16 protein-coding genes are annotated in these 16,169 nt (G+C 58.3%); 2 read left to right on the top strand and 14 right to left on the bottom strand.

The genetic code is table 11. The annotated features are described in order from the left end of the window. Positions 1 to 5: 5 nt before the first annotated feature. Positions 6 to 749, bottom strand: coding sequence for an AraC family transcriptional regulator (locus DD597_RS07090; RefSeq protein ID WP_129256043.1), 744 nt, complete (start codon positions 747 to 749; stop codon positions 6 to 8). A gap of 150 nt (positions 750 to 899) precedes the next feature. Between DD597_RS07090 and DD597_RS07085 the strand changes: the two genes are divergently transcribed. Beyond that, complete coding sequence (locus DD597_RS07085) at positions 900 to 2,270, top strand: NAD-dependent succinate-semialdehyde dehydrogenase (protein ID WP_003856617.1); 1,371 nt, start codon at positions 900 to 902, stop codon at positions 2,268 to 2,270. Between the two features lie 52 nt (positions 2,271 to 2,322). Here DD597_RS07085 and DD597_RS07080 read toward each other — a convergent pair whose 3' ends face one another. After that, positions 2,323 to 2,868: a YfaZ family outer membrane protein gene (locus DD597_RS07080; RefSeq protein WP_003856615.1), complete on the bottom strand. Its 546-nt coding sequence runs from the start codon at positions 2,866 to 2,868 to the stop codon at positions 2,323 to 2,325. Between the two features lie 411 nt (positions 2,869 to 3,279). On the opposite strand from DD597_RS07080, the gene DD597_RS07075 reads away from it, so the two are divergent. Beyond that, positions 3,280 to 4,638 (top strand): esterase-like activity of phytase family protein, encoded by a 1,359-nt coding sequence (locus DD597_RS07075; protein ID WP_129256042.1) that lies wholly within the window; start codon positions 3,280 to 3,282, stop codon positions 4,636 to 4,638. A gap of 56 nt (positions 4,639 to 4,694) precedes the next feature. Here DD597_RS07075 and yjiA read toward each other — a convergent pair whose 3' ends face one another. The 12 genes from yjiA to hpaD all read right to left on the bottom strand — a co-directional run bounded on the left by yjiA (position 4,695) and on the right by hpaD (position 16,167). Next, positions 4,695 to 5,648, bottom strand: a complete 954-nt coding sequence (yjiA, locus tag DD597_RS07070; protein ID WP_129256041.1) for a GTPase — start codon at positions 5,646 to 5,648, stop codon at positions 4,695 to 4,697. Positions 5,649 to 5,658: 10 nt separating this feature from the next. Further along, on the bottom strand, positions 5,659 to 5,862 hold the full coding sequence (locus tag DD597_RS07065; protein ID WP_003856610.1) for a YbdD/YjiX family protein: 204 nt from the start codon (positions 5,860 to 5,862) through the stop codon (positions 5,659 to 5,661). 65 nt (positions 5,863 to 5,927) lie between these two features. Then, positions 5,928 to 8,081, bottom strand: a complete 2,154-nt coding sequence (locus tag DD597_RS07060; protein ID WP_023315335.1) for a carbon starvation CstA family protein — start codon at positions 8,079 to 8,081, stop codon at positions 5,928 to 5,930. A gap of 219 nt (positions 8,082 to 8,300) precedes the next feature. Next, complete coding sequence (locus DD597_RS07055) at positions 8,301 to 8,558, bottom strand: HTH domain-containing protein (RefSeq protein ID WP_003856607.1); 258 nt, start codon at positions 8,556 to 8,558, stop codon at positions 8,301 to 8,303. 119 nt (positions 8,559 to 8,677) lie between these two features. Continuing rightward, positions 8,678 to 9,187: a 4-hydroxyphenylacetate 3-monooxygenase reductase subunit gene (locus DD597_RS07050; protein ID WP_060579927.1), complete on the bottom strand. Its 510-nt coding sequence runs from the start codon at positions 9,185 to 9,187 to the stop codon at positions 8,678 to 8,680. Between the two features lie 17 nt (positions 9,188 to 9,204). Continuing rightward, on the bottom strand, positions 9,205 to 10,767 hold the full coding sequence (gene hpaB / locus DD597_RS07045; protein WP_010427196.1) for a 4-hydroxyphenylacetate 3-monooxygenase, oxygenase component: 1,563 nt from the start codon (positions 10,765 to 10,767) through the stop codon (positions 9,205 to 9,207). A gap of 177 nt (positions 10,768 to 10,944) precedes the next feature. Then, positions 10,945 to 11,877, bottom strand: a complete 933-nt coding sequence (gene hpaA / locus DD597_RS07040; protein ID WP_048243487.1) for a 4-hydroxyphenylacetate catabolism regulatory protein HpaA — start codon at positions 11,875 to 11,877, stop codon at positions 10,945 to 10,947. Positions 11,878 to 11,886: 9 nt separating this feature from the next. Further along, positions 11,887 to 13,230, bottom strand: coding sequence for a 4-hydroxyphenylacetate permease (gene hpaX, locus DD597_RS07035; protein WP_003856603.1), 1,344 nt, complete (start codon positions 13,228 to 13,230; stop codon positions 11,887 to 11,889). A gap of 21 nt (positions 13,231 to 13,251) precedes the next feature. After that, entirely contained in the window at positions 13,252 to 14,046 is a 795-nt protein-coding gene (gene hpaI / locus DD597_RS07030) for a 4-hydroxy-2-oxoheptanedioate aldolase (protein WP_129256040.1), read from the bottom strand. A gap of 10 nt (positions 14,047 to 14,056) precedes the next feature. Further along, the gene (hpaH, locus tag DD597_RS07025; RefSeq protein ID WP_015572593.1) at positions 14,057 to 14,860 is read right to left on the bottom strand and encodes a 2-oxo-hept-4-ene-1,7-dioate hydratase; all 804 of its coding nucleotides are present in this window, start codon (positions 14,858 to 14,860) and stop codon (positions 14,057 to 14,059) included. Between the two features lie 65 nt (positions 14,861 to 14,925). After that, positions 14,926 to 15,306 carry a 5-carboxymethyl-2-hydroxymuconate Delta-isomerase gene (locus DD597_RS07020; protein ID WP_003856599.1) on the bottom strand — a complete coding sequence of 127 codons (381 nt, stop codon included), beginning with the start codon at positions 15,304 to 15,306 and terminating at the stop codon, positions 14,926 to 14,928. Positions 15,307 to 15,315: 9 nt separating this feature from the next. Further along, positions 15,316 to 16,167 (bottom strand): 3,4-dihydroxyphenylacetate 2,3-dioxygenase, encoded by an 852-nt coding sequence (hpaD, locus tag DD597_RS07015; RefSeq protein ID WP_003856598.1) that lies wholly within the window; start codon positions 16,165 to 16,167, stop codon positions 15,316 to 15,318. Between the last annotated feature and the right edge of the window lie 2 nt (positions 16,168 to 16,169).

The raw sequence follows: 16,169 nt of genomic DNA, 5'->3' as shown, positions 1-16,169 counted from the left end.
AGAACCTATTTATTGTCTGTTATTGATCGGCCCGTAGCGTACTGGCGCGGTGTGGCGGCGGTGTAGCGCACAAAGGTCTTATGAAAATGGCTCTGGTCGGCAAACCCGCTCTGGTAGCCGACGTCGGCAATGTCGTCTCCGGCACGCAGCCGCGCTTTGGCGTACTCCACGCGGGAAACGTTGAGAAAGCTGACCGGCGTCAGGCCGGTGTCCTGCCGGAAGGTGCGGATCAGCGTCTCCTTGCGCAGCGAGAATCGTTGCGCAAGTTCGTCAAGCGAAGGTGGTGCGGCCAGGTCGGCAAGAAATGCCTGCTGAAGGTGCTGACTGGTAGAGCGAAGCGCGTCTGCGTTTTCCACGCTGCGGGGAAGGGCAGAAAGTAGCGTGTCCACGGAGGCAGGTGACATCGTCTCAACAACATCAAGGTAGCGCTTAAAGAGCGCAGGGTCGCGAATCACCTGGAACGCCAGAGGAAGAGCGGTGTCGATATAGAGCATATGGTAGCTGCGCGGTTGCCCGTTGACGGGATTGCAGCTGTGCGGCGCGTAAGCCGGGATGACAATGAGATCGCCGGGGTTCAGGATAGACTCTCTCCCATGACTGACGCAGCAGGTCTGGCCTTCCACAATCGCGCCGATGGAGAGCTGCGGGTGACAATGACGCTTATAGGCCTGCGTGCTCTGCCACGTGCTGCGCAGCTCAAGACCTGAGGCGCGGTGAAAGGTCTGACGGATGTGGCGGATATCGGTCATAGCAACTCCTTCTGAAGGTTTTTTATACCACGCCAGCCACGGTATGGCATCGCTTTACTCAGAACCTTCCGGATATACCCAACTTTACGTCCATAGCCAGTCATGTTGACTACCCTTAATACCCTAAGCGGTAAAACAAGGAGATTCGATATGGCTTACCAGACAGTAAATCCTGCCACGAACCAGCTCATCAAAGAATATCCCTCTCACACTGACGCAGACGTTGAAGCGGCGCTGAAGGCAGCCGATGCGCTCTATCACTCCGACTGGGCGAAAGGTGACATAAGCCAGCGCCTGCCGGTGCTGCATAAGCTGGCGGACCTGATCGACGAACGCGCGGAGGATCTGGCGAAAATCGCCAGTCAGGAGATGGGTAAGCTCATCGAACAAAGCCGCGGTGAAGTGAAGCTATGCGCGCAAATCGCCCGCTACTATGCTGACAACGCGAAGCAGTTCCTGGCCCCGGTGAAGTATGACTCTGAACTCGGGGAAGCATGGGTTGAACATCACCCCATCGGCGTGCTGATGGCCGTCGAACCATGGAACTTCCCATACTATCAGCTGATGCGCGTTCTGGCGCCAAACCTGGCGGCGGGCAACCCGGTGATCGCCAAGCATGCCAGTATCGTGCCGCACTGTGCAGAAACCTTTGCACAGCTGGTACGCGAAGCGGGCGCGCCGGAAGGGGCGTGGACCAACCTGTTTATCTCGTCCGAACAGGTGGCGAACATCATCGCCGACGATCGCGTACAGGGGGCGGCGCTAACCGGTTCAGAAAAAGCGGGTAGCGTGGTTGCGGCACAGGCTGCGAAACACATCAAAAAATCGACCCTTGAACTGGGCGGGAACGACGTCTTCGTGGTGCTGGACGATGCGGATCTGGAGAAAGCCGTGAAGATCGGCGTTAACGCGCGGCTTAATAACGCCGGGCAGGTCTGTACCGCGGCGAAGCGCTTTATCCTGCATGAAAAGATTGCAGACGCCTTCCTGAACAAATTCACCGAGGCGTTTAAGCAGGTGAAGATTGGCGATCCGCTGGACGAAAGTACCACGCTGGGGCCTTTGTCATCCAAAGACGCGCTGGAGACGCTAACTAAGCAGGTTAACGAGGCGGTGAAAAACGGCGCGAAGCTGCACCATGGCGGCAAGCCGGTGCAGCGTGACGGGAGCTTCTTTGAGCCGACCATCCTGACCAATATCTCGCGCGATAACCCGGCGTATTTCGAAGAGTTCTTTGGTCCGGTAGCGCAGATTTATGTGGTGAAAAACGACGACGAGGCGGTTGCCCTGGCGAACGACTCCCATTACGGTCTGGGCGGAGCGGTGTTCAGCCAGAACATCGAGCGCGCGAAGAAAATGGCGTCGCGCATTGAGACCGGGATGGTGTACATCAACTGGCTCACCGATACGGCGGCAGAACTGCCGTTCGGCGGCGTAAAACGTTCGGGTTACGGACGCGAGCTGTCGGATCTGGGGATCAAAGAGTTTGTGAACCAGAAGCTGGTGGTGGTGCGTAAGTGACGTAGTAATAAAAAACCTGCCGAAGGGCAGGTTTTTTTATCTATCAGGTGGCTTAGAAGCTCACGCCGCCGCCGAAGTAAGCGCCGTCTACCAGCGTGTGGTTTGGACGACCGTCTTTGCCATCAACGCTCACGTGGCGGTAGCCCACTTTCAGCGTAACCGGTTTGACCGGGGTCCAGCTTACGCCGCCGTTAGCTTCAACGTAGTTCTTCACGCTGTTGTTCAGTCCGTCTGGCGCAACGTAGCCTTCACCGAATACCCTGATGCTGTCGGTCAGGGCAACGTTCACACCGCCGCCGACCGGGAACGCCACGCCGTTATCGCCTTTCTTCGGGCCAACGTAGAGGGCCTTAGCGCCTGCGTTCAGCATTACCGGGCCGACTTCGAAATTGTAGCCTGCGCCCACGCCACCGGTCGTGGTGCCGTCGTCGGTGTTTTTCAGCCAATTACCTTCGGTGTACAGACCGGAAGTTGATTTGCCCATTTCCACATTCAGATTGGTAAAGTTTTTACCCTGCTCAATGCTGCCGCCCATTGCCAGTGCGGAGCCCGATACGGCGGTGAGAGCAGAAAGGATGAGAACGTTAAGCTTTTTCATGCGTGTTTCCTCGTCATCAAATTAATCTGAGGGCACCTTAACAAGGGATGTTTATGACTGCAAATGTGATGGGTATCGCAGTTTTATGCTGTTTTTGTTGGTTTTTTTAATCTTAAATGTTGATGAGATGTTTTTATGGCAGATCGTCAATCCTCAATCCATTCGTGTTTAGGGAAAGTTTATATTTTTGGCTAAACGTTTAATGAACGAGGCGAAGAAAGCCGTTTGAGGTGAATTAATTAAGTTTCTAATAATTTCCAAAAGTATTTCGGCTGTCACAGATCAAGACAGAGGTTTACATTTCTGGTGATTGCTATACGGATTTCTTTGCCGATCCGCTGTCTTTTCATGTCATTTTTCTGACACGTTTCTTCATTACGTTGTTGGCTTCACTTACTGGATGCTAACAATATGAAAAGAAAAATTATTCCTGTGCTTATCGGTTGTGCGCACTCTTTCTCTGGCCTGGCTGCGCAGCCTACCGCTGAGCGCTATATCGTCAGCTTCCCTGACGGCTCCCATGTGAAATACAGCGGCGCGTTTGCCGATGCGTTCCCGAACGGGCTCCCGGTGGGGATGGGTTCTGGTCTGCTGTTTACGGGCAAGCAGGGCGATGCGCTGACGTTTGCGACCGTGACCGATCGCGGTCCTAACGCGGATTCGCCAAAAATGGGGAAAAACGATGCCAAAATCTTTGTTACCCCGGATTTCGCCCCGCTGCTGATGACGATCCGCGTGCAAAACGGTAAAGCGGAGGCCGTGGACGCGCGACCGCTGCATGACGATAAAGGCGAGATCAACGGCCTGCCACTGCAAAGCGGTGTGATTGGTTCCACCAATGAAGTCGCGCTAAGCGACACCTTAAAAGTACTGAAAGGCGATAACCGCGGGCTGGATACGGAAGGCATCACGTCGGACGGGAAGGGCGGCTACTGGCTGTGCGATGAGTATGGCCCGTTCCTGATTAACGTCGACAGTAAAGGGAAAATCCTCGCGATCCACGGTCCGCAGGCGACGCAAGGGGAGAAATCCATCGCGGGCGGTCTGCCAAACGTTATCAAATGGCGTCAGGCAAACCGGGGCTTTGAAGGCCTGACCCGCATGCCGGACGGACGGATTATTGCCGCCGTGCAAAGCACACTGGATATCGACGGGAAGAACAAAAAACAGGCGCTGTTTACCCGTCTGGTGAGCTTCGATCCGGCGACCGGGAAAACCGCGATGTACGGCTACCCTGTCGACAGCACGGCCTACAGCAAAAACAGCGACGCCAAAATCGGCGACATAGTGGCGCTGGATAACCACACCATCCTGCTGATTGAACAGGGTGAGGATAAAAATGACGCAATGCGTAACCTCATCTACAGGGTGGATCTGAGCAAGGCGAGCGATCTGGCCGCCTTCGACAAGCCGGGCGAATACCCGGAGTTTGACGATGAGAAAACGCTGGCGCAGCGCGGCATCACCCTTGCGGAAAAAACGCAGGTGGTCGATCTGCGTGCGCTGGGCTGGCAGCAGGAAAAGGCCGAAGGGCTGGCGCTGATTGACAGCAAAACGCTGGCGGTAGCCAACGATAACGATTTTGGCGTGAAGGTAGCGATGCAAAACCCGGTCGAGGGCAAGAAGCTTAAGGATTACCGGGTGAACGCGGAAGGCAAGCTGACGCTGGATGATAAACCGGTGGAAACCACGCTCAGCGTGAAGCCGCTGAAGAAGCCGGAGTCCGACAGCGAGCTGTGGATTGTGACGCTGCCGGAGGCGTTGAAATAAGTTTCCCCCTCACCCTAACCCTCTCCCCGCGGGGGAGAGGGGATGATCGGTGCGATTTACTTTTTCAGCCCCGCAAACGCTGCCCGAATTTCTTCTTCCGGCAGCTGTATTCCAATAAACACCATCACGCTGTGCGGCGTTTCATCGCCCCACGGGCGATCCCAGTCGGCGCTGTACAGGCGCTGCACCCCCTGGAACAGCAGGCGGTTCGGCTCGCCGTCGATCCACAGCATCCCTTTATAGCGCAGCAGCTTGTCGGCAAACGACAGCAGCAGGTTTTCCATCACGCGGGAGACCTCGCTGATGTCTACCGGATAGTCCAGCTCCACCACGATCGACGCCACGTCGTTTTGCTTGTCGGACATAAAGTGAAAGCGCGGTTTCGCGGTAACGTTCTCTTCCAGCATAAAGCCGTTGGTGTTGAACAGCTGAGCGAGATCGATATCGCCGTGCGTCACCGTATAAATGGGCACACGCGAGTTGATGCGCGTCAGGCGCTCGCGCAGTTTTTCGCTTTCACCTGCCACGTCGGTTTTGGTCAGCAGGATGCGGTCGGCGTAGCCCACCTGAGACTGGGCGATGGTGAACTGGTTCATCTGCTCGTCGGCGTGTACCGCATCCACCAGAGCGATGACACCGTCCAGCAGGTAGCGCTGGCAGATGATCTCGTGGGAGAAAAAGGTCTGAATAATCGGGCCGGGGTCGGCCATGCCGGTGCACTCGATCACCAGACGGTCGAAGACGATGTCACCGCGATCGCGGCTGTCGAGCAGGTCCAGCAGGGCGTCTTCTAATTCGTTAGAGCGGGTGCAGCAGATGCAGCCGTTGGTCAGGGTTTTGATCTGGGTGGCGCGGTCGCCAATCAGCTGATCGTCAACGGAGACTTCGCCAAATTCGTTTTCGATGACGGCGATTTTGAAGCCGTGCTGCTCGTTCAGAATGTGGCGCAGCAGGGTGGTTTTACCGGCGCCGAGAAAACCGGTCAGCAGGGTAACGGCAATCGGGGTCATGGTTTCTCCTTTAGCAGCAGCGGACGCCGCCTTCTCCACTTCCGCCGTAGCGCGCTTCCTGACGCTCGCGGAAGAATTCAGTGTAAGTCATGTACGGCTTATCCGGATGGTTGGTCTTCATATGCTCAACGTAGTTGTCATAGTCCGGAATGCCAATCAGCATTTTCGCCGCCTGACCGAGGTATTTTTTTGCTTCGCCTAAGTTACCAAACATTGAGGGTTCCATATAGAAGAAGCCCGGAGGCGCGCAGCGATCCGGGCCTACAGTAACATGCTTAATTAATGGTGTGAGGAGGTCTTCACGCCGCCTTCCGGCACCGGCACGTACGGGGTTTCTTTATCCGTACGGCCCTCAACGTTACGCACTTTCATCCAGGTTTTGATGCCGTAGAAGATAATGCTGTACACCACCACCAGGAACAGAATGCTCAGACCCGCGTTGGTGTAGTTGTTCACCACGATATGGTTCATGTTGGCAATCTGCTGCGCGGTCAGATCCGCGCCGCCTGCGGCAATCTTCTCTTTGTACTGGTTAGCCATGAAGAAGAAGCCTTCCAGCTGCGGGTTGGTGCTGAACAGTTTCAGACCCAGCGCCCAGGTAGTGCAGAGCAGCAGCCACAGCGCAGGCACCACGGTGACCCAGATGTATTTGGTGCGTTTCATCTTCACGAGGACAACGGTACCCAGCACCAGGGCCACAGCCGCCAGCATCTGGTTAGAGATACCGAACAGCGGCCACAGGCTCTTCACGCCGCCCAACGGGTCAACAACGCCCTGATACAGCAGATAACCCCACAGGCCTACGCAGCCCGCAGTGCCCAGAACGCCGGCCACCAGAGAGTCGGTTTTCTTCAGGAATGGCACGAAGTTACCCAGCAGATCCTGCAACATGAAGCGGCCTGCACGCGTACCGGCATCCAGCGCGGTGAGGATGAACAGCGCTTCAAACAGAATACCGAAGTGGTACCAGAAGCCCATGTCCGCCCACGGCAGCACTTTGTGGAACACGTGTGCGATACCCACCGCCAGCGTTGGCGCACCACCTGCGCGGTTCAGCACGGACGGTTCGCCGATGTCTTTTGCGGTCTGCATGATCTGCTCGGGCGAAATCACGAAGCCCCAGGAGCTGACGGTCGCCGCCGCGTGCGCGCTGGCGTCTTTCAGCTGTGCCAGGATCAGCGCGGTATTTTCGCCGCCCATCTCATGCAGGTTAGGCATGGTGATGCCCAGACCCGCTGGTGGGGTGTTCATCGCAAAGTACAGACCTGGCTCGATAATCGACGCTGCAACCAGCGCCATGATCGCCACGAAGGACTCCATCAGCATCGCGCCGTAACCGATGAAGCGCGCGTCGGTTTCGTTGGCCATCAGCTTCGGCGTGGTGCCCGAGGCGATCAGCGCGTGGAAGCCAGACACGGCACCGCAGGCGATGGTGATAAACAGGAACGGGAACAGAGCGCCTTTCCACAGCGGACCGGTACCGTCAATGTACTGTGTCACCGCTGGCATTTTCAGCTCAGGATTGATGATCACAATCCCGATTGCCAGCCCGACGATCACGCCGATTTTCAGGAAGGTCGCCAGGTAGTCGCGCGGAGCCAGAATCAGCCACACCGGCAACAGCGCTGAGATGAACGCGTAACCGATCAGCGCGAAGGTGATGGTGGTGTCTTTAAAGGTCAGCGCCGGGCCCCAGTACGGGTCGTGCGCAATCACGCCGCCGAAGTAGATGGAGGCGACCAGCAGCACGATACCAATGACCGACACCTCGCCAACGCGGCCAGGGCGCAGGAAGCGCATGTAGATGCCCATGAACAGCGCAATCGGTACGGTAGAGCAGACGGTGAAGACGCCCCACGGACTTTCGGCCAGCGCTTTCACCACGATCAGCGCCAGCACCGCGAGGATGATGATCATGATCAGGAAGCAGCCAAAGAGGGCGATGGTGCCCGGCACGCGGCCCATCTCTTCTTTGATCATCTCACCCAGCGACGAACCGTTACGGCGCGAGGAGATAAACAGCACCATAAAGTCCTGCACCGCTCCCGCCAGCACCACGCCCGCCAGCAGCCAGAGCGTACCCGGCAGGTAGCCCATCTGCGCGGCCAGTACCGGGCCGACCAGCGGACCCGCGCCTGCAATGGCGGCGAAGTGGTGACCAAACAGCACGTAACGGTTGGTTGGCACGTAGTTCAGGCCGTCATTGTTAATGACCGCCGGGGTGGCACGCGTCGGGTCGAGCTTCATGACCTTCTGCGCGATGTATAAGCTGTAGTAGCGATAAGCCACAAGGTAGACGGAAACCGACGCGACCACGATCCACAGGGCGCTGACGTGTTCGCCCCGGCGTAATGCGACAACCGCCAGACAGAAAGCACCGAGGATCCCGAGTAAGGCCCAGGGCACGTGCTTCAGTAGTTTTTTAGTATCCATAGTAAGACCTGGTTTTTTATGTAAAGAAAAAAGGGTCAGGGTTTGTTGTGAGGAGGTATTGATTAATGCTGGAGCGATCGTGCCAGATCCTCGCGCGTATAAAGCACGGTAAATAGGTGAGTGGTTGAAAGCGATGCGTGAGCGGTCAAAAGCGAGGGTGAGTGGTTAAGGCTCACCCACGGTGGAAGAAAATATGTGATTGAGATCACTGAGAATAATCTACCCCTGCGGGGTTTCGTCGTTCGCTTCAGGGCAGTGCACGCAGCGGCAGGTCTGATACGCAGGCAGCAGCTGATAGCGCCCTTTGCCGTCGTGTTCAATAATAGGGGAAAGCGCCTGCAAATCGCGGTACACCGTGCGTTCGGTAATGCCAAATTTTTGCATCAGATCGCGTCGATTAACGCTTCCGTTGCGGTGCAGGGCAATAATGATGTCAACCAGACGTTCAGCCGAGCGGCTTCGGGGTGAAGGGGCCATAAGACTTTCCAGCGTTAAGGGGGCGCCTGACGACGTCGCCAGCCGCCCCGGAAAATTTATCTTATGGATAGTTAACGGCGCACCTTTGCGGAAACCTTAGCGTTTTTTGTGCAACGGGATCAAATCGCGGCTTCCATCTCCATCATCACCGGGTGGAAACGGCGTTTGAAGTAGATCAGGCCGTGCCCCTCGCTGCTGAGGATGATGTTCTTAATCTCCACAAGGTAGACCAGATGGGTACCGATGGTTTGCACCTGGGTTATCTCACCTTCCAGGCTTGCCAGAGCGCTTTTCAGCACCGGCTGCGCCAGCGGTCCTTTCTGCCAGCAGGAGAGAGCAAAGCGCTCCTCCATTGCCATGCCGGTCATCCCGGCAAAGTGGCGGGCCATGATCTCCTGCTCGTGGTTCAGCACGTTGACACACAGTTTGCCGTTGCCCTGGAAGACCGGGTTCATGGCGCTGTTGGCGTTGATGCAGACCATGACCGAAGGCGGGGTGTCCGTGACCGAACAGACGGCGGTGGCGGTAATGCCGCAGCGACCCGCATCGCCCTCGGTGGTGACCACATTCACCGCCGCCGACAGGCTGGCCATCGCGTCGCGAAAACGCAGGCGTTCTTCAGATTGCATTGAAACCTCCCGCTGCGTTATTTCAGCAGCTTATCCAGCATGTTGATATCAGTGTTGTTGTGCAGGTGCGGTACGGTCCAGCCGTGCTGGTCGTACTCGGACATGCAGCGGTCAACCATCGCCATCATCTTGTCCATGTTGCCGGAGCTTTGCGCCTGACGCAGGCATTGCAGGCGGATCTCATCCTGGCTACCGGAGTAGTTGATTTCGTACAGCTCGTGACGTCCGCCAAACTCGCTGCCGATGGCATCCCACATCAGTTTCAGAATCTTGATGCGTTCGACATGATCCATCCCGTTGGAGCCGCGCACGTACTTCGCCAGATACTGGTCGATCTGCGGGTTGTTCAGGTCCCGCGCGCTGGACGGCAGGTAGATCAGCCCGGAGGTCACGTTACGTTCGATGATGTTCTTGATCTTCGCATAGGCCATTGGCGCCATCACGCGGTAGGTCTGTAACGCCGCGTGGTCAGGCAGATACGCGCCGTTTACCCACGGCGTGGCTTCGGAGCACATGGAGTCGCTCAGCGCCCAGAACATGTTGCGCCACGCCACCACTTCGCCGAGATCCGCCTGCACGCCGCGGAACTCGAGGGTGCCGGTACACTCCAGCGACTTCTTCAGCAGAGCGGTGATGAAGTCGAGCTTCACTGCCAGACGCACGCAGGCCTGAAGCGGGTACATGCGGGCGAAGCCACCTTCCATCGTCCAGCGACGGCAGCGGTCGAAATCGCGGTAGATCAGCACGTTTTCCCACGGGATCAGCACATGATCCATCACCAGAATGGCGTCGTTCTCGTCAAAACGGCTGGAGAGCGGGTAGTCGTACGGGGAACCGGTCGCCCCTGCCACCATCTCGTAAGAGGCGCGGGAGATCAGCTTCACCCCTTCGGCATCCATCGGCGCGACGAACATCAGCGCGAAGTCCGGGTTTTCGCCCATCACCTGCGCAGAGCCGAAGCCGATCATGTTGTAATGGGTCAGGGCGGAGTTGGTGGCCACCACTTTCGCGCCGCTGACGATGATCCCGGCGTCGGTCTCTTTCTCCAGCTTGATGTAAACGTCTTTCACCTCGTCTGCCGGTTTATGGCGGTCGATCGGCGGGTTGACGATGGCGTGGTTAAAGTACAGGCCGGTTTCCTGAATACGTGTGTACCAGTTGCGGGCGTTCTGCTCGAACTGACCGTAGAAGGCAGGGTTCGCCCCCAGCGCGCAGCCGAACGCGGCTTTGTAGTCCGGCGTACGCCCCATCCAGCCGTAGCTCAGGCGCGACCACTCGGCGATGGCGTCACGCTGCTGGCGCAGATCGTCGGCGCTTTTCGCCACGCGGAAGAATTTATGGGTGTAGCCGCCGCTGCCGGTGTCCGTGCCCCAGCAGAGGGTATCCTGCATGTCTGGCTTGTGCAGGGCATCGTACATCTGGGCGATGGACGCCGCCGCATTGCGAAATGCCGGGTGGGTAGTGACGTCCTTAACGCGCTCGCCGTAGATATAAATCTCACGGCCATCTTGCAGGCTTTTTAAATACTCTTCACCGGTTAACGGACGTTTGGCATCAGCGCGGAAATCTTCAGGCTTCATAGGGACCTCGTATCGGAAGATGGTTGTTAAATTTATGTTTTGTTTTTGTTGTTTAATTGAAGCGTGAGAGGGGCGGAACGTGAAGGGACGATTGGGACAACGGCAGGTACTTTTCGCGAGAGATCACAGAGTGTGATTTCCCTCACCCTAACCCTCTCCCAGAGGGAGAGGGGACGGTTACTCTCTCTCCCTCTGGGAGAGGGCAGGGGTGAGGGGAACAGGCGACACCGGTACTTTCTGCGCCCGGTACGCGCTGGGTGAGCACCCCGTCAGTCGGTTAAAAAAACGGGCGAAATAGGCCGGATCTTTAAAACCCAGCTGCCAGGCAATTTCGCTCACTGTGCTGTCGGAAAACAGCAGCAGGCGTCTGGCTTCCCGCAGCTGGCGGTCGAAGATCAGCCGTTTCGGCGAGCGGTTGGCGAAGCGGCGACAGATATCGGTCAGGCGGGATTCGGTGAGATGCAGTTCGCTGGCGTATTCCGGCACCGTCCAGTGCTCGTGGTAATGAGCATCTGTCAGCTGGTTAAAGCGCTGAAACAGCTTCAGCTCACCGCGCATGCCGCCTGACGCGTGGTCGTCGAGCTTCGCGTTGCGCAGCAGCAGGGTAAAAACGGCCTGCGCCAGCAGGACCAGCGTATGCTCGCGACCGGGCAGCTGTTCCGTGGATTCCCGGGCAATCAGCTGCCAGTAGTGCTTCAGCGCCGTCAGCTCATCAGGCTTGTCGGCAAGCGACAGGCAGATCCCCGGCAGGCCGAACGCTTCCCGCGTGCCCGGGTAGAGCACTTCTAACAGCGGCCAGATGAGATCCTCGCGCACCGTCAGCACGTGGCCGTCGCTGTCGGATTCGGTGATAAACGCGTGCGGCACCGACGGTGGCGTCAGCACGAACAGCGGCGCCTGCACCGAGTAACGGTGGTCGTCGAGCTGGAGCTCAATCTGCCCGGTGTCGAGAAAATGCATCTGAAAATACTGGTCGTGGCGGTGCGCCTGCATGTCGCGGCCAAAAAAGGCCGCCATGCGGGCAAACGACTGGTAGTGCACATCGTCGGTGCCCAGACTTTCGTCGTACTCCTTGCTGATATCGATGTTGGTGATGGGGCTCTGACACATAGCGGCTCCTCAGTGGATCTTTTGCGCCGCGATGTCCGGCTCACGCTCAAGGCTTTCACGGCGCGTCATCGGAATGCGCGTCAGCACCAGCGCGCCCACCACCAGCAGACCTGCCACGAACCACAGTCCCGAGCTGAAGCTGCCGGTCGCGTCGCGCAAAATACCTATCAGCAATGGGCTGACGGCAGACCCGACGTTGCCGATGGCGTTGATTACCGCCAGCGCCACCGCGCGGGATTGCAGGCTAATAACCTGATCCGGCGTGGTCCAGAATATCGCCATGGCGGTAAACGATCCGGTTGAGGCCATGATGATGCCAAGCAGCTGGATCAGACTGTGATCGGTCGCCGAGGCCAGCATCCATCCCGCCGCTGCAAAAAGATACGGCAGGATAGTGTGCTTTTTTCGCTCTTTCAGCCTGTCGGAGCGGCGGCTCCACCAGATCATCCCGAGGATGGTGCAAAACTGCGGGATCGCCGCCAGCAGGCCAATCACGATATTGCTGCTGCCGGTGTTGAAGCTTTGCAGGATCTGCGGCGTCCAGATGTTGATCGCGCTCAGCGTATTCGTCAGGCAGAAGTAGGCCAGCGTGTAGAGCAGCACGGCGGGCGTCAGCACCTCGCGCAGCGTCGATCGCGGCGTGGCGGCATGCGCAATGGCCAGCTCCTGCTCGCGGGCGATCATCGTTTTGAGTGCCTGCTTTTCGTCATCATCCAGCCAGGTGGCCTGATCCGGGGTGTCGTTAAGGTAGAACCAGGTCACCACGCCGAGCACCACCGACGGCAGCCCCTCCAGCAGGAACAGCCACTGCCAGCCCTTAAGGTTCCACAGTCCGTCCATCGCCAGAATGTACCCGGAGAGGATCGAACCGAGCATCATGGTCACCGGCATGGCGATCATAAACAACGCGTTGGCGCGGGCGCGGTGATAGGCCGGGAACCACCAGGTGAGATAGACCAGAATGCCCGGCAGGAAACCGGCTTCGGCAATGCCCACCAGCATGCGCAGGACGTAGAGCGTTTCGGGGCTGGTGGCGAACATGGTGCAGGTAGAGGCGATGCCCCACACCACCATGATCCCGGCGATCCAGCGGCGGGCGCCGATCTTCGCCAGCATGATGTTGCTGGGGATCCCGCACAGCACGTAGGTCACGTAAAAAAGCGTCGCGGCCAGGCCAAACATGGTCGACGTGAGGCCCAGATCTTTGCCCATCGTCAGCCCGGCAAAGCCGATGTTGATGCGATCGAGAAACGAGAAGACAAACAGGATAAAAAGAAACACGATCAAACGACGGAACAGCTTATTAATAACGCGATGTTCAACAGCTTTATTATGCAGGGTTGAGGTCGTCATGGTGCGCTCCACATCGTACGTTTAGTAGACGGATTTATTGTTATCAACTGCTGTGGTGACGTCGGTAAAGCGGGCCGCCAGCGCTTCGGCGCTGCGGGCGAGCAGGGTGGTATCCACGCCGACTGCGACAAACAGCGAGCCGAGTTCAAGATAACGTTTTGCCAGTTGCTCGTTCGCCATCAGGATGCCGGGGGCTTTACCCGCGCTGAGGATTTGGGCGATCGCCTGCTCTATGGCGGCCTGCACCTCCGGGTGCTGCGGATTGCCAGCGAAGCCCATGTCGGCGCTCAGATCCGCAGGGCCGATAAACACGCCGTCCACCCCTTCCACGTCCAGGATCTGCGGCAGGTTTTTCAGCGCCTCGCGAGTTTCGATTTGCACCAGCACGCACATGGCGTCGTTAGCCTGATGCAGATACTCCGGGATGCGGTTCCAGCGCGACGCCCGCGCCAGCGCGCTGCCGACGCCGCGAATGCCGGCAGGCGGGTAGCGGGTGGCGCTGACAGCCAGACGGGCTTCGTCGGCGTTTTGCACCATCGGCACCAGCAGGGTTTGCACCCCCACGTCCAGCAGCTGCTTGATCTGCACCGGATCGTTCCACGACGGGCGCACCACCGGCTGGCTGGGATAAGGGGCGATGGCCTGTAGCTGAGTCAGGATGGTTTGCACGCTGTTCGGCGCGTGCTCTCCGTCGATCAGCAGCCAGTCAAAACCGGCCCCGGCCAGTAGCTCAGCGCTGTAGCTGCTGGTCAGCCCCAGCCATAACCCGATTTGCGGACGGCCCGCCTTCAGCGCCGCTTTGAATGCGTTTTGCATGGTCATCTCCTTACACAAAGCGGCAGCTAATCGAGCCCATGTTGCCGTAGTCGACGTGGAAGGTGTCGCCTCTGCTGGCGGCAACCGGGCGGGTAAACGAGCCGCCGAGGATGATTTGCCCTGGCTCAAGCTGCACGTCGTATGGCGCGAGTTTGTTCGCCAGCCACGCCACGCCGTTCGCCGGGTGGTTAAGCACGCCTGCGGCGACCCCGGTCTCTTCGATCACGCCGTTGCGGTAAAGCAGGGCGGAGATCCAGCGCAGATCCAGCTCGTCGGGTTTAATCGGGCGGCCGCCGAGGATCACGCCCGCGTTGGCGGCGTTATCGGAGATGGTGTCGAACACCTTGCGCGGGCGCTGGGTTTCCGGGTCAACGTTATGGCAGCGGGCGTCGATCAGCTCCAGGGCGGGGATGACGTAATCCGTGGCGTTGTAGACGTCGAAGATCGTGCAGTTCGGGCCGCGCAGCGGTTTTGCCAGCACGAAGGCCAGCTCCACTTCGATGCGCGGGACGATAAAGCGATCCACGGGGATGTCGCTGCCGTCGTGGAAGAACATATCGTCCAGCAGCGCACCGTAGTCCGGCTCGCTGATCTGCGAGCTGGCCTGCATCGCTTTGGAGGTAAGGCCGATCTTGTGGCCTTTCAACACGCGGCCTTCGGCAATTTTCAGGCTCACCCATTCGCGCTGGACGGCGTAGGCGTCTTCAATGGTGATCTCCGGGTACTCCAGCGAGATCGCGCGGATCTGCTCCCGGGATTGTTCCGCCTGATGCAGACGGTGGGCGATCAGGGTATGGGTGTGTTTGTCGAGCATGGCGATATCCTGTTTTTATTTGTTTTCTCCCTCTCCCTGTGGGAGAGGGGACAGACCGTGCGGTGTTATTTAAACAACGCGTGCACGTTGTTTTGCTTGTAATTAAGCGTCGGGTGCAGCTCGTCCAGCTCGAACGAGAGCGCCAGATATCGGCCCGCCATTAGCTCTGCGAAGTGCGTTTTGATCAGCGCAAACAGCATTTCACCGACCTCTTCCCGGCTTTCCAGGCTGCGCCCCGCGCCGATCTTCAGCGTCATATGCACAAAGGCGTAATCGTGCTTACCGTCGGCCATCTGCCAGGTATCCAGCCAGTGGGCGCGGCTGCGGATGCCCCCGAGCGGGAAGATCCCCGTGGCGGCGAGCGCCTCGTTCACTTTGGCGAACAGACCCGGCAGGTCGGCCTGCTCGCGGATGTTGTTGGTACATTCAGCGATAAAGTGCGGCATAACGACTCCTTAGGCGGGCAGCGGGAAAACGGCGTTGACCTGGCCGGTGCCGGAGCTGGCGAACAGCTCGGTGAGAAACTCCACCTTACCGTCGTATTTGTCCCAGCCGAGCATCCCCAGCAGCATCACCGTGTCGTGCATGTTGCCCTCGCCGTAGCAGTAGTCGGCGTACTCCGGCAGCATGCTGCAAAACTCCTTGAACTGCCCCTCGCGCCACAGCTTCACCACGCGCTCGTCCATCTGGCGATCAAACTCGCGGGTGTAGCTGTTCATCCCTTCCTCCGCGCGCTGGTCGTCGATAAAGCGGTGCGACAGCGAGCCGCTGGCGAGCACCGCCACGGTGCCGTCGTATTTTTCGATGGCGCTGATGATGGCCTCGCCCAGCCTGCGGCTGTCGGCGAAGTCGTGAACCGTGCAGAACGCCGAGATGGAGACCACTTTGAAGTGCTTATCCGCGTTCATGTAGCGCATCGGCACCAGCGTGCCGTATTCCAGCTTGAGGCTCGGGATGTTGTGCGCCTTGGCGCGAACGCCAAGCTTCACCGCTTCGTCGGCAATCAGCTGGCCGAGTTCCGGGTTGCCGTCGTAGTCGTAGGTCATGTCGCGAATAAAATGCGGCAGCTCGTTGCTGGTGTAGACGCCTGAGAAATGGTCCGCGCAGTTGATGTGATACGCGCTGTTCACCAGCCAGTGGGTGTCGAAGACGATAATGGTATCCACGCCCAGCTCGCGGCAGCGCTTGCTGATCTCTTTATGCCCATCGATGGCGCCCTGGCGGCAGCCGTGGTTTTTGCCCGGCAGTTCAGAGAGATACATTGACGGCACGTGGGTGATTTTTGCCGCTAACGCTAATTTCCCCATGA

Source organism: Enterobacter cloacae complex sp. 677-3DZ2D5B, assembly GCF_004136695.1.
In the GTDB taxonomy this organism is placed as follows: Bacteria; Pseudomonadota; Gammaproteobacteria; order Enterobacterales; family Enterobacteriaceae; genus Enterobacter; species Enterobacter hormaechei_C.
The sequence above is the reverse complement of the archived record's forward strand: the minus strand, read 5'-3'. Positions and strand labels throughout refer to the sequence as shown.